The 14,077-nt window shown below is 45.1% G+C and carries 12 protein-coding genes, 1 tRNA gene and 1 rRNA gene; 6 read left to right on the forward strand and 8 right to left on the reverse strand.

Features of this window, described 5'->3' with window-relative positions:
- Window positions 1–109, forward strand: a 5S ribosomal RNA gene (rrf, locus tag AC5O63_RS16060); the annotation flags it as partial.
- Window positions 110–198: 89 nt separating this feature from the next.
- Window positions 199–289, forward strand: a tRNA-Ser gene (locus AC5O63_RS16065).
- A gap of 61 nt (window positions 290–350) precedes the next feature.
- Here the strand turns inward: AC5O63_RS16065 and AC5O63_RS16070 are convergent.
- The 6 genes from AC5O63_RS16070 to glnA form a co-directional block, all read right to left on the reverse strand.
- The gene (locus tag AC5O63_RS16070; protein WP_494505589.1) at window positions 351–1,052 is read right to left on the reverse strand and encodes a substrate-binding periplasmic protein; all 702 of its coding nucleotides are present in this window, start codon (window positions 1,050–1,052) and stop codon (window positions 351–353) included.
- A gap of 126 nt (window positions 1,053–1,178) precedes the next feature.
- Complete coding sequence (gene gepA, locus AC5O63_RS16075; RefSeq protein ID WP_494505590.1) at window positions 1,179–3,719, reverse strand: phosphodiesterase GepA; 2,541 nt, start codon at window positions 3,717–3,719, stop codon at window positions 1,179–1,181.
- 167 nt (window positions 3,720–3,886) lie between these two features.
- On the reverse strand, window positions 3,887–5,290 hold the full coding sequence (gene glnG / locus AC5O63_RS16080; protein WP_494505591.1) for a nitrogen regulation protein NR(I): 1,404 nt from the start codon (window positions 5,288–5,290) through the stop codon (window positions 3,887–3,889).
- Window positions 5,291–5,324: 34 nt separating this feature from the next.
- On the reverse strand, window positions 5,325–6,371 hold the full coding sequence (glnL, locus tag AC5O63_RS16085; protein ID WP_494505592.1) for a nitrogen regulation protein NR(II): 1,047 nt from the start codon (window positions 6,369–6,371) through the stop codon (window positions 5,325–5,327).
- Between the two features lie 112 nt (window positions 6,372–6,483).
- Window positions 6,484–7,056 (reverse strand): DUF4124 domain-containing protein, encoded by a 573-nt coding sequence (locus AC5O63_RS16090; protein ID WP_494505593.1) that lies wholly within the window; start codon window positions 7,054–7,056, stop codon window positions 6,484–6,486.
- 128 nt (window positions 7,057–7,184) lie between these two features.
- Entirely contained in the window at window positions 7,185–8,594 is a 1,410-nt protein-coding gene (glnA, locus tag AC5O63_RS16095; RefSeq protein WP_004749011.1) for a glutamate--ammonia ligase, read from the reverse strand.
- A 491-nt stretch (window positions 8,595–9,085) separates the two neighbouring features.
- Between glnA and typA the strand changes: the two genes are divergently transcribed.
- Both typA and AC5O63_RS16105 read left to right on the forward strand, forming a co-directional pair.
- Window positions 9,086–10,915: a translational GTPase TypA gene (gene typA, locus AC5O63_RS16100; protein WP_004749012.1), complete on the forward strand. Its 1,830-nt coding sequence runs from the start codon at window positions 9,086–9,088 to the stop codon at window positions 10,913–10,915.
- A gap of 77 nt (window positions 10,916–10,992) precedes the next feature.
- Window positions 10,993–11,547 (forward strand): AAA family ATPase, encoded by a 555-nt coding sequence (locus tag AC5O63_RS16105; RefSeq protein WP_494505594.1) that lies wholly within the window; start codon window positions 10,993–10,995, stop codon window positions 11,545–11,547.
- A 27-nt stretch (window positions 11,548–11,574) separates the two neighbouring features.
- Here AC5O63_RS16105 and AC5O63_RS16110 read toward each other — a convergent pair whose 3' ends face one another.
- Window positions 11,575–11,889, reverse strand: a complete 315-nt coding sequence (locus AC5O63_RS16110) for a hypothetical protein (RefSeq protein WP_494505595.1) — start codon at window positions 11,887–11,889, stop codon at window positions 11,575–11,577.
- 154 nt (window positions 11,890–12,043) lie between these two features.
- On the reverse strand, window positions 12,044–12,685 hold the full coding sequence (locus tag AC5O63_RS16115; protein ID WP_494505596.1) for a DUF2959 domain-containing protein: 642 nt from the start codon (window positions 12,683–12,685) through the stop codon (window positions 12,044–12,046).
- A 35-nt stretch (window positions 12,686–12,720) separates the two neighbouring features.
- Here AC5O63_RS16115 and AC5O63_RS16120 point away from each other — a divergent pair, with 35 nt between their 5' ends.
- Both AC5O63_RS16120 and dtd read left to right on the forward strand, forming a co-directional pair.
- Window positions 12,721–13,662, forward strand: coding sequence for a virulence factor BrkB family protein (locus AC5O63_RS16120; protein WP_494505597.1), 942 nt, complete (start codon window positions 12,721–12,723; stop codon window positions 13,660–13,662).
- Entirely contained in the window at window positions 13,634–14,068 is a 435-nt protein-coding gene (gene dtd, locus AC5O63_RS16125) for a D-aminoacyl-tRNA deacylase (protein ID WP_069667708.1), read from the forward strand. Before AC5O63_RS16120 ends, dtd begins: the two co-directional genes overlap by 29 nt.
- Window positions 14,069–14,077 lie beyond the last annotated feature (9 nt).

A 14,077-nucleotide genomic window follows, 5' to 3' on the forward strand; every position in this document is an offset into this window, starting at 1 on the left:
ACCATAGCGATTTGGACCCACCTGATTCCATGCCGAACTCAGAAGTGAAACGAATTAGCGCCGATGGTAGTGTGGGGCTTCCCCATGTGAGAGTAGGACATCGCCAGGCTTACTTTATGTTTTCAGATTTTGAAAAATCTGAAGGCAAAACTAAAACATAGCATTATTAAGTAAGACTAAGTTTTAGGAACAATTTGTGGAGAGATGGCTGAGTGGTTGAAAGCACCGGTCTTGAAAACCGGCATACGTTAATAGCGTATCTAGGGTTCAAATCCCTATCTCTCCGCCACTATTTAAACCCCAGCAGAAATGCTGGGGTTTTTTCGTTCTTGCTGTATTAGAGTTTGATATTACTGAGTTTCGCATGCGGAACTGCTTCTTAAAGCGGAATTGAAGTGAGAAATAATCGCTTCTGCTAATGGGTGCTCACGACTTACAGCGATGTGTAGAGGAACTCTCTTTACCGCAAGATCTGATACGTAAAAGTCTTTTTGCTTGAGCTCCATCGTTTTTAGATTCCAAGAGAAGACAGCCTCATCCATCAAGATGGCATCCGCTCTTTGTTTAGTTAAATACAGAATGTTCTCTTTGACATCTTTCGCTGCAAGAATATTAAGCCCTGTCTTAGACTTTAATGCCTCCCCATAAGCGTACCCAGAGACTAAACCTAGCCTGATCTCGCTAAGGCTCTGAGCGTCTTGATACTTAATAGGTGCCGACTTGGGGCTTATTAATTTAATTTGATTGATGTAATAGGGATGGCTAAATAGAAAGTCTTGCTCTCTTTCCGGTGTTTTCCACACTCCAAGTAAGACGTCTGATTTTGCTTCTAGCGTTGACTTATACGCTCTCTTCCAGGGTAGAAAATGTGTTTCTAATGCATACCCCGCAAGACATAGTGTGTCTTTGACTATCTGATGGGCATAGCCAAGAGGTTGAGACGGAGCATTAAAATACGGCGGCCACTCGTCTTGAACACCAGTCAGAGGTTTCAATGCATAGCTGTGACTCGAAAAGATGAAACACAGTACTATTAAGGCATACTTTGCCACTTCAAGCTTCCTTGCTTACCATAAGTTGTTCTTTTCATCTTAGGAGGAAGGTAATCAAGAAACCGTGACTCGCTCAAAAGATATGATTATCAATACAACTTGGAGCGTTGCTTATAAAGAAGGGCCTTATTTTATGTTAACTAGATTGCTTGGCCATTCTTCATAAGGAACAGGTCTGCTGTATAAGAAGCCTTGGCCAAGTGGACAGTTGAGCTTTGATAACAATTTGGCCTGTTCATCCGTTTCAATACCTTCTGCAATAAGCGATACCTTCATTCCTTTGGTCATATTGACAATCGCAGCGACAATCGAGGTATCAAGCTCTTCAGGGTTAAGGTTATTAACGAAAGTGCGATCAATCTTAAGGCAGTTAAAGGGCAGCTTGTGCAAGTAAGCGAGCGAGCTGTAACCAGTACCAAAATCATCAATCGCGATATGAACACCGAGATCACGTATTGCCTGCATGTTCTGAATAGTGACGGGATCGTTGTCAACGATGCGTGATTCAGTAATTTCCAAGGTCAGATTGTTAGCGCTCAATGTCGACTGAGCGAGAACCTTTTGCAACGTTGAAATGAAGTCTGGTTGAGATAGTTGATTTACTGACAGGTTGACGTGTATATGGAACGATGAGTCCCATTTGCCCTCTTTCATCCCTTGAACTGTGTCGTTACAGGCTTGAAGCAGTATCTGTTCGCCAATTGCGCCAATCAGTCCACTTTCTTCTGCAATAGGAATAAAGTCCATTGGCGATACCAAACCAGCAGAAGGGGAGAGCCAACGTGCTAAGGCCTCTGCGCCGACGACTTCTCCAGTCTTAAGGTCAACAAGGGGTTGATAGAAAGGTACAAACTCATTGTGTTCCAATGCATCTTTAATTTTGACCTGCATTAGCGTGCGGTTACGAGAAATATCTGCCATTTCAGGACGGTAGTGGCTAATACTCGTCAAATCTTGTTTCGCATTACTTAGTGCGATACTGCCGTTTCTTAGCCACAGAGTCATGTTTTCATCCGGGCCATTTTCAACAATACCGATTGATACACTGACAACAACGCTTTCTTGCTCCATGACAAAAGGAGAGGCGAATGTATTTAGAACTCGATTTGCAGTTTGAAGGGAGCTCTCGCCATTTTGTTGTTCGGGTATATAAATGGCGAACTCATCTCCGCCAATTCGTGCCAAGTAATACTCACCAGTGAATACTGATTTGAGACGTCGCGAAATAGTAATCAGTAGTTGATCACCTTGATAATGACCTAGGCTGTCATTGATATCTCTAAACTTATTGATACCAACCAGCATCAGTGTGCCATTTAGAGCAGGAAGTTTGTCACAGGTATCTATCAACCCTTCTCGACTATAAAGTTTGGTTAAAGAGTCGTAGAGAAGCTGAGAGCGAAGCGCTCTGAACGAAGCTTTAAGGTTATTCGCCATCTCATTAAAGGCGTAAACCAGCATAGTTGTTTCGTAAATACTTCCGGGCTTTGGCATATGACTATCCCAATCCCCTTTCGCTAGACGCTTAGCCGCTGCCGCTGTCGATGTGATTGGCGCGACGATACGGTTAAAAGCGACCAGACCTAAACCTATGCCGATAAAACTGGCAATGACACCAATTATCCAGCTATTTCTTTGGCTTTCAGGAAGTTTACCCAATAAGTGATTTTCTGAAATGGCGACGCCGATATACCACTTCAATCCATGTTCGTCAGTGTAAGGGGTAAAATGATTGAAGTAGCGCTCACCTTCAATATCAAGCGTGTACCTTTGAGTCTCGCTTTTCTGATGCAGCTGGCGAGATGAGAAATAGTCAGCGTTAGCTTTGACGATAGGATCTGAGCTTTCGGTAGCAAGCAGCCGTTCACCTTTCTTACTTTGTGGTGTACCCCAAGAGACAATTCGCCCACTGGTCGACTGGGCGACAACACGATTCTTATCGTCGACGATGTAGAGCACGGCATTGGTTTTTTGTTGTTGAGCTTTTAGAAAGGTATTGAAGGTATCGATTTTGATGTCCGTGACGACAACACCTTGAAAAACTTGGTCGTAAAAGACCGGAGTTAATGCCGAGAGAGTGATTTCTTGTCGCTCATCCGCGTTGGCATATATTGATGACCACATAGGCACTAGACTTTTGGCAACAGGTGCATACCAAGGACGAATCCGTGGATCGTAACCTTCAAATACTGATCGAATATCTTCGCTGATCACCTGTCCACGGTAAATGACAAGCTTTCCGTCAGTGCGGTCATCTTGCACCATTAGGGTATAACCTTTATTCGGCTCCTTGCGAAAGCCGATATACTCAGCACTTTCTCCGCCAAAACCAATTACATCAAGTTGCGGGAAATTGTTGTAGAGGTTCCGAAATGAGGTAAGCAAATACTGCTCAATCTCTGTGGTGTCACCCGGAGTATAGAGTCGATTGAAACCTATGGAGTGGCTCAAAGCTAAGCTTGCTTGAAAGGGTTCGTCTAGAAAACTGTGAAGTTCAAGGTTAACGTTGTCGGTCAGGGCAGTGAGCTGCTTGTCACTGATATCTACTACCATCTCTTCGTAACTATTTTTTTGAACAGTGACGATCACGCCTATGGTGAAGATAAAAATCATCACAAACGGTAGTACTACGGCGGTTCTAAGAGTGATTTGAGTGGTCGCTGACATCCGTGTTCTTCTGCTGATACAGTACTCTGAATTTATTATTGTATTAAATGCGAGCGAGTGTATTGATTAAAAAGTAGGTGATTTATCCTTATTATTCAAGCTAATGAGTTTAGCTGTGTTGATTAAATCACCTCTATATCAATCAAGTTGTGACGTTTGTTCCAGTGTTAATAGAGTTCCTTGAGCTTACGTGTTAGTGTATTTCGTCCCCAACCTAATACTTTTGCTGCATCTTGCTTATGCCCGTTGGTATGCTCCAACGCCGCTTCCAAAAGTATACGTTCAAATTCAGGAAGTGCATAAGAAAGTAGCTCCGTATCGCCTTGTGATAGTGAACTTTTGGCCCATGTTGCGAGTTGTTGCTGCCAAGAGCCTGAAGAGGAAACATCGTTGTGTGTTTTTTCTTCAAGCAGCTCAGTGGGAAGATCGGCAGGTAAAACTTCAGTACCGCTCGCCATGACGGTTAGCCAGCGGCAGATGTTCTCGAGCTGACGTACGTTGCCTGGCCAATCTAAACGGTTGAGTGTTTCAACTGTGCTTGGATGAAGTGTTTTTACATCGACGCCAAGTTCTTCTGCGGCAAGAGCGAGGAAATGTAGCGTGAGCTTTTCAATATCTTGTTTGCGCTCTCTTAAGGCTGGGATCTGGATGCGAATAACATTGAGGCGGTGAAACAAATCTTCACGGAAATCCCCTTTATGCACCAGCTTTTCAAGGTTTTGGTGGGTTGCTGCGACAATTCTTACATCCACTTTAATTGGCGAGTGGCCGCCAACACGATAAAACTGACCATCCGCGAGAACACGCAGCAATCGCGTTTGAATATCGAGCGGCATGTCGCCAATCTCATCCAAGAACAGAGTACCGCCATTGGCTTGTTCAAAACGGCCTTGGCGAACGCTATTTGCGCCGGTAAATGCTCCTTTTTCATGACCAAACAACTCAGACTCGATTAAGTCTTTTGGTATCGCGGCCATATTCAAGGCGATAAAAGGCTTACTGGCTCTTGGGCTGTGGCGATGAAGGGCATGAGCGACCAGTTCTTTACCAGTACCTGATTCACCATTGATCAGCACAGAGATAGATGAACGCGACAAACGACCGATAGCGCGAAACACTTCTTGCATAGCGGGCGCTTCACCAATAATTTCTGGTGGTGTGTAGTTATCGTCAGCAAGGGAAGCCTGTTCTTGTTTTTGTTCTTGGCTATGGGTAATGGCGCGCTCAACTAAGGTCAGCGTTTCATCAACATCAAATGGTTTAGGTAAATACTCAAATGCCCCTTTCTGATAAGCATTTACAGCTGCATCGAGATCGGAGTGGGCAGTCATAATGATCACGGGTAATTCAGGCGAGCGTTCATGGACTTGCTTAAGGAGCTCAATGCCGTCAATACCAGGCATGCGTATATCGGAAACAAGCACATCAGGTGTTTCACGTTCAAGCGCCATCAGCACGCTCTCTGCATCAGCAAAGGTTTCACACTTGATATTGGCAGATGATAGGGTCTTCTCCATGACCCAGCGAATGGAGCTGTCGTCATCGACCACCCAAACATATCCTTTACTCATATTGTTTTCCTTACAGCAATGCCACTAATGTTGTTTAAATAGGTAAATAAATCGTAAATGTTGTTCTACCTGGCCAACTCTCAACATCAATTTTACCTTGATGTTGGTCGATCAGATTTTGTGCAATCGAAAGCCCAAGTCCTGTCCCCCCCTCACGGCCACTGACCATTGGGTAAAACAGCGTGTCTTGTAACTCGGCTGGAATACCCGGCCCATTGTCGATAATTTCGATCCGAGCGGCTAATTTGCATCTCTGGCCATGTATGTTGGCTTGATGCACCGTTCTGGTGCGAATGGTGATTTGGCTATTCGATTGGTTTTTTAGTATGTGTCCAGCATTGCTAACAATGTTAAGCAGTGCTTGTTCTATCTGATCCGCATCCATTAAGATTTCTGGCAAGCTCGGGTCATAGTCTCGTTCAATCGTGACACTTTGATTGACTTCAAGGTCGACAAGCTGGCGAACTTTTTCCAAAATCAGATGCAGATTCTCTGGTTGCTTCTTACCGGGTTTTTGCGGGCCCAACAACCTGTCGACTAACGCGCGAAGCCGGTCTGCTTGCTCAATAATGATCTGGGTATATTCCGCTAAGCTTGGGTCTGGCAAGGTTCGCTCAAGCAGTTGTGCCGCTCCTCTCAACCCTCCTAGAGGATTCTTAATTTCATGGGCTAATCCGCGCACCAGAAGCTTGGCCGCTTGTTGCTGCGCATGTTGATTGAGCTCTTGAGATAAACGACGCTGTTGGCCAATCTTTCTCATCTCGACAAGCAGCATTAACTCTTTTTTCCAAGAAATAGGGCTAACGGTAACTTCTAACATCAAAGGCTTACCATCGACCACAAAAGTCACGTCACTATCTGTGATGCTTTGACCGCTTTGCAAAGGCTGAGAGAGCAAGGCGAGATCCATCGAGGCGTGCTGAATTAAGTGGGAAAGAGGATGGTCAACGATTCGCTTAGCGCTCTGGGAAAAAAGCTGCTCTGCGGCTGGGTTGGCGTATTTGACCAACAGCGATTCGTTCATGATCAAAATCGCCGTGACTTGATGATTTAAAATAATGTCGTTGAGTTCGCTATCCACTGCTTTTGCCCCATCCTTGAACTTGAATTGTGCAATGCACCAATATGGTGCGTTAAGTAATTCAAGTATGGCGCATTGAATGTGAGAACTGAAGCGAAAATAGGTGAAAGTCCTAGGAATTAGGGATTGGTTTCACCGATTTGATGGTTGCTCGCAGTAAATGCACCGTAATAGGTTGAGACGATGCAATAAGCTTGCCGTCTCTAAATGCTTGAATGCTCAATGAGTGTTGACCTCGATCGAGGTTTTCTAACTGCCAATTGGGCTGAGTGTTAAGGTCGCCATAACTAACCCCGTTGACAAGAAGTTGTAGTTGCTCATTTCGGGCAAGATTACGGTTGAGCGTCGCTTTTATTTGCAGCGAGCCGTTATTGCTTCTTACCGCTGAGTCTGGCTCCGGCACGGTAATGTTTACTTCCAGTGGTATCGTTAGTGGGGGTGAGGAAGAGGGAACTTGCTGTTGCTCAATATTGTGCTGATCCAAGGTTTGGCCTTCTTCTTGTTGATCTGAAGGAGCAGTTATTGGTTCATGCTGAGGCAAGGTAATTGCACTGGCCGTGTTTTCGGGCTGTGAGTCACTGAAATGACGAGTACCATCATCATCAACCCAGGTATACACAGTTTGAGCTGCTGTTATAGCGCAGAAGAGTAGACTAGTTGTGAGAGCGAGTTGAAGTAGGCGCATAACCGTTCCTGATTTGATGTCACTGTCATGGTATCAGGCGCAATAAACGGCATAGAAACAAAAAGACTCACCTGCGAGGTGAGCCTTAGTTTTATGTAACTCGACGCGCTAGCGCGTACTAAAGTTGATTATACAGAGTAGTACAATTCGAACTCTAGTGGGTGAGTTGTCATGTTTACTTTCTCTACGTCTTGAGACTTAAGATCGATGTAAGAGTCGATGAAGTCGTCAGAGAATACGCCGCCAGCTGTTAGGAACTCACGGTCAGCGTCTAGACACTCTAGTGCTTCTTTTAGTGAGTAAGCAACAGTTGGGATTTCAGCTGCTTCTTCTGCTGGTAGGTCGTAAAGGTCTTTATCCATTGCTTCACCTGGGTGGATCTTGTTCTTGATACCGTCAAGACCAGCCATAAGCATTGCAGCGAAACATAGGTATGGGTTCGCAGATGGATCACCGAAGCGTAGCTCGATACGACGTGCTTTAGGGCTTGGTACCACAGGGATACGGATAGAAGCAGAACGGTTACGTGCTGAGTAAGCAAGCATAACTGGCGCTTCGAAGCCCGGTACAAGACGCTTGTACGAGTTAGTTGAAGCGTTAGCAAATGCGTTGATTGCTTTAGCGTGCTTGATAACACCACCGATGTAGTAAAGCGCCATTTCAGATAGGCCGCCGTACTTGTCACCAGCGAATAGGTTAACACCGTCTTTCGCTAGAGATTGGTGAACGTGCATACCAGAGCCGTTGTCACCAACAAGTGGTTTAGGCATGAATGTCGCTGTTTTACCAAATGCGTGAGCAACGTTGTGTACCACGTACTTGTAAACTTGGATTTCGTCCGCTTTCGCCGTTAGCGTGTTAAAGCGAGTTGCGATTTCGTTCTGACCCGCAGTTGCTACTTCGTGGTGGTGCGCTTCTACTACTTGGCCCATCTCTTCTAGGATTAGACACATTGCGCTACGGATGTCTTGAGAAGAATCCACTGGTGCTACTGGGAAGTAACCACCTTTCACGCCTGGACGGTGACCTTTGTTACCGCCTTCGATGTCTGAACCTGTGTTCCAAGCTGCTTCGATATCGTCAATCTTGAAGAAAGAACCAGACATGTCAGTTGCGAACTTAACGTCATCAAATAGGAAGAACTCTGGCTCTGGACCAACAAGTACTGTATCAGCGATACCAGTAGCGCGTAGGTAGTCTTCAGCGCGTTTTGCGATTGAGCGAGGGTCACGGTCGTAGCCTTGCATTGTTGCAGGCTCAAGGATGTCACAACGAACGTTTAGCGTTGCATCTTCAGTGAACGGGTCTAGTACAGCAGATGATGCGTCAGGCATCATTACCATGTCTGATTCGTTGATGCCTTTCCAGCCAGCAACTGATGAACCGTCAAACATTTTACCTTCTTCGAAGAAGTCTGCGTCAACTTGGTGAGCAGGGATAGATACGTGCTGCTCTTTACCTTTAGTGTCGGTAAAGCGTAGGTCAACAAACTTAACTTCGTTTTCTTGGATCAGAGATAGAACGTTTTCTACTGACATCTTGGATAACCTCCAGTGTTATTAAAGCGGTTTAGCTCGATTCGGTTTATGAAATCCAGCATTGATTAATTTCATTTCAATCGTATTAATCGATGCTATTTCTCTTAAAGCCAAAAGCGTGCCAAAAAAATTAATCCATTAATTTCAATAAATTAGCGATTTTGGTGTTAATTTGGTGCAGCTCTTTGCACCAAAATGATCTTTGTTTGCACTTAATTGGTGCGTTTGGTGTGTGTTGCACCAAGATAAGACAAAATCGACATTCATTCAGCCGAGTTTTCGACCGCATGTCAATGGGGATTTCCCTTTACTCGGAGTGAGCTTGCGTTTCATCAATAAAAAATTCGTCGAAATGGAGCGAATCAGATCACATATTTCTGGGTTTTTCGCTAGAATCTGGTACATTACGGTCGTTTTTTTAATCAAATAGGCAGTGCTCATTAAATGTTCAATTTAAGAGGGTTGCTTCTTTTATAAGTGAATCAAAATCCATGGCTACTCCACAGATTGATAATTTAAGAAATATCGCGATCATCGCGCACGTTGACCACGGTAAAACTACACTGGTTGATAAACTACTACAGCAATCAGGTACTTTAGAGTCTCGCGGTGAAGCTGAAGAGCGAGTCATGGACTCGAACGACATCGAGAAAGAGCGTGGTATTACCATTCTTGCTAAAAACACAGCAATTAACTGGAATGATTACCGCATCAACATCGTAGATACTCCGGGACACGCGGACTTCGGTGGTGAAGTAGAACGTATCATGTCGATGGTAGACTCAGTGCTACTTATCGTTGACGCAGTTGACGGCCCAATGCCGCAAACGCGTTTCGTAACGCAAAAAGCCTTTGCTCACGGCCTTAAGCCAATCGTTGTAATCAACAAGATTGACCGCCCAGGTGCGCGTCCTGATTGGGTTATGGATCAAGTATTCGACCTATTCGACAACCTAGGTGCAACTGACGAACAACTAGACTTTAAAGTGGTTTACGCTTCTGCACTAAACGGTTGGGCATCTCTAGAAGAAGGCGAAACTGGCGAAGACATGGAACCATTGTTCCAAACTATCGTTGAAGAAGTATCTGCACCACAAGTTGACCTAGAAGGTCCACTACAGATGCAGGTTTCTCAGCTAGATTACAGCTCTTACGTTGGTGTTATCGGTGTTGCTCGTGTAACTCGTGGTAGCGTTAAGCCAAACCAACAAGTGACAGTTATCGGTGCTGACGGTAAGACTCGCAACGGTAAAGTCGGTACGGTAATGGGTTACCTAGGTCTAGAGCGTCACGACGTAGATCAAGCGAACGCGGGTGACATCATCGCGATCACTGGTCTGGGTGAGCTGAAGATCTCTGACACTATCTGTGCACAGAACCAAGTTGAAGCGCTACCTGCGCTATCTGTTGATGAGCCAACAGTAACAATGACGTTCCAAGTGAACACTTCTCCGTTCGCGGGTAAAGAAGGTAAGTTCGTGACTTCACGTAACATCCTTGAGCGTCTAGAGAAGGAACTGGTACACAACGTTGCACTACGTGTAGAACAGACTGACGATCCAGACAAATTCCGCGTATCTGGTCGTGGTGAACTTCACCTATCTATCCTGATCGAAAACATGCGTCGTGAAGGTTTTGAGCTAGCAGTATCTCGTCCAGAAGTAATCATCAAAGAAGAAGATGGTCAGCTAATGGAACCGTTTGAGACGGTAACTATCGACGTGATGGAAGAGCACCAAGGTGGCATCATGGAGAACATCGGCCTACGTAAAGGTGAGCTGAAAGATATGTCTCCAGATGGCAAAGGCCGTGTACGTATGGACTTCGTAATGCCATCTCGTGGTCTGATTGGTTTCCAAACTGAGTTCATGACACTGACGTCTGGTTCTGGTCTTCTATACCATACGTTTGATCACTACGGCCCTCACAAAGGCGGTAACATTGGTCAACGTATCAACGGCGTACTGATCGCGAACGCGGCAGGTAAAGCACTAACTAACGCACTGTTTAACCTTCAAGAGCGTGGTCGCATGTTCATTGGTCACGGTGTTGAAGTATACGAAGGCATGGTTATCGGTATTCACAGCCGTGATAACGACCTAACGGTAAACGCGCTAAAAGGTAAGCAGCTAACCAACGTACGTGCATCTGGTACTGATGACGCACAGGTACTGACTCCGCCAATCATCATGACTCTAGAGCAAGCGCTAGAATTCATCGATGACGACGAGCTAGTAGAAGTTACGCCAGAAAGCATCCGTATCCGTAAGAAGTTCCTAACGGAAAGTGATCGTAAGCGTGAAGCACGTAACGCTAAGTAATATCACTTAGTTGTTATTCAAGCTTTAAAGCCCTGAGTTGATACCAACTTGGGGCTTTTGTTTTTTAGGGTGTGGAAATGAAACCTATCATAATTACTGGCGGCCCGGGTGCAGGTAAAACAACCTTGCTTGAGGCTTTAGATGAATATGGCTATGCCACATTTACTGAAGGATCTCGCGCGTTGATTGAGCAGCAGAGCCTGCTGCCAGATGGTATTTTGCCATGGACCGGCTTACCTAAATTCGCGCGTTTATGCTTAAGGTTTATGGGTAACCAAAAGCTCACTGCGCAGCAATCACAGGTGGCTTTTATGGATCGAGCCATTCCTGATATTGTTGGCTATCTTAAAGTGGGCGGCTGCGAGGTGGAGCAAGAGTTCCTAGACCAAAGTGCTGGATACCATAGTCAGGTGTTTGTGTGCCGACCTGAAGCCTCGATTTATGTTCAAGATGCGGTGCGCCCACATAGCTTTGAAGAAGCGCTTCAAATCCACCAAGTGCTTGTCGAAACCTATTCGGAGCTAGGTTATCAAGTGGTTGAGGTGCCATGGGGCACGCTGACTGAGAGGGTTGCTTTTGTTCGCCAAGTTTTAGGTTTAGATGCTGAACAAAACCAAACAGTCATCTTGTAAACACTAGATCACCGTTGGCTTCGCTGGTTATTTATAGCTGCTACTACATTGGTACATGTCATAGTTTGCACCAGACATACGGTCCCTATAATCCTTCGAAATGATTTCAGTGATACGATAGTGTGTCGCCCCTTTCATATAGGCTTGGTTGCGAATTGTTGGTGTGACATTATTTGCATGCAAGTCAGACACCGAGCCACTACCCAAAAACTCGCATGCATAGAGTTGCTCTGTGCGAGCGGTCATTGACCTTACGGAGTGAGCGCCATCAACCAGAGTTACTTTTGCCGTGCAGCCAGAGACGATGGTAATTAAAGAGATAAGAGTGAACTTTCTAAGCACTAGAATGAGTCCTCGCAGAAAATAGTAGTCATTGATTTGGCTGCATTCTTACCGTGTAGCAAGCAAAAGTGAAGTTAATTTTGCTTGTTAAGGGGCACTATTTTCTGGAGGAATATTAGGTGATTAAATGAGTCTAAAAGCTAATGGATTTATCTTACTTTTGACTTAGCTTTCGCAGAAACTTATCCGATTCTGCAATCGCAGCATTCATATCTTGTATTGCGTATTGGATATCTTGTTCCAAGCTTGCAAACTCACCCTGTAGAGAGCCAATCGCGCTCGCGTTAAGGTTGTGCTTTAGATAAAGAGTATTGTCGCGCAGTGTATTGAGTACTGGGGTCATTTTGTCTTCTGCGCGCTTCATCGCTGATAACATAGTATTGTATGAGCGCTGAGTCTCTTTAAGTTTTTGTTCACTCGAACGCTTAAGCTTGGAACTAGTGTATAGCTTTAGCTCTTCTTGCCATTCGGCAAATAGCGCATCAGACACATCTTCAATCGCGGCAATGCGGTCACTGACATCTTGCGCGGCTTTTTCACTGTCTTGGTACTTGTCGTTGATCTGGTTGTAGACGGTTTCTAGTTCTCCACCGTCGAAGTTGGTTAGTGCAGAAAGCGCTTCCAGTGCACTAGTAAATTCTTGCTGCGCGTCTTGTTGTGATTGTTTAGCGTCTTCAACACGATCCACCATGATGTCTCGTTTATGGTAGCCTACTTGTTCCATTGCAGAGTAATAGGCTGATTGACACCCTGTTAGGGTAAAAATCGACAATACAATAGCCAGTAAGTACGGCATGATGGTTTCCTTTCCTTTAGAATTAGATTGTTAGGATGACTGAGATAGTAGGGAGTTACAAGTTGAAAATCGAGCCAGTGATTAAGCAAACCGTATTATTTGCGCGCTATCTGCTGACTAGAATGGGTCACGATAGAGTCAATGTTAATGCTGGCTATCTGGCGTACATTACCCTGCTATCAATTGTGCCTATGCTCACAGTGTTGCTATCAGTATTATCCTCTTTTGCTATTTTTGAAAATGCTGGTACTGCACTGCAAGATTTTGTGATTACTCATTTTGTGCCTGCCGCAGGAGATGCGGTTAAGAATGCCTTGTTAGAGTTTGTCGCCAACACAGGAAAAATGAGTGCTGTCGGTGGTGCCTTCTTGTTTGTGGCGGCTTTGATGCTGATCTCGAATATTGATAAAAATCTCAATTACATTTGGCGCGTAACAGAAAAGCGCCGTGCTGTGTTTTCCTTTTCAATGTACTGGATGGTACTGACGCTTGGGCCAATACTTGTTGGCGCCAGTATTGCTGCGACTTCCTATGTCACTTCTCTGAAAATACTTGAGAGTGAGGCAATATCTGGTGTCTATAACCTGTTGTTACGTTGGCTACCCTTCTTACTGTCGTTCTTCGCTTTCGTCGGTTTATATCTATTAGTGCCAAACAAGAAAGTGCGATTCCCCCATGCGGTTATTGGCGCAATTGTCGCCGCACTGCTGTTTGAGGCGAGTAAGAAAGGATTTGCCGCTTATATTACCGAGTTCCCTTCTTATCAGTTGATTTACGGCGCTTTGGCTGCGATTCCTATCCTGTTTGTTTGGGTCTACTTATGTTGGCTCATTGTTCTAGTTGGTGCTGAGGTGACGGCGGCATTGGGTGAAAGAGAGCAGTGGAGTGAGCAACAAGAAATGGTAAACTCAACCCAATCTAATATTGAGCCAGACAAAGGAAAGCAGAGTGATAGCACTGATCCAGAGAGTAAGTGAGGCAGCCGTACGCGTAGATGGTGAAGTGGTAGGAGAGATCGACAAAGGTCTACTTGTGTTGTTAGGCGTAGAAAAAGACGATGATGAAGCGAAAGCAAAACGTTTGATGGAGCGCGTAACGACTTACCGTGTGTTTGGTGACGATGAGGACAAGATGAACCTCAACGTGAAACAAGTCGATGGTAAAGTGCTGGTGGTCTCTCAATTCACGTTACCCGCTGATACTAAGAAAGGCACTCGAGCCGGATTTTCTCGTGGCGCACACCCAGCGGACGCTGAGCGTTTGTATGAATACTTTGCGGATCGCTGCGCAGAAGTATTACCGACGGAGCGAGGACGCTTTGCGGCAGATATGAAAGTGTCGTTAGTTAATGACGGCCCCGTAACCTTCTGGTTGCAAGTATAATTATAAGGT

This window comes from Vibrio sp. SCP2 (genome assembly GCF_059295395.1).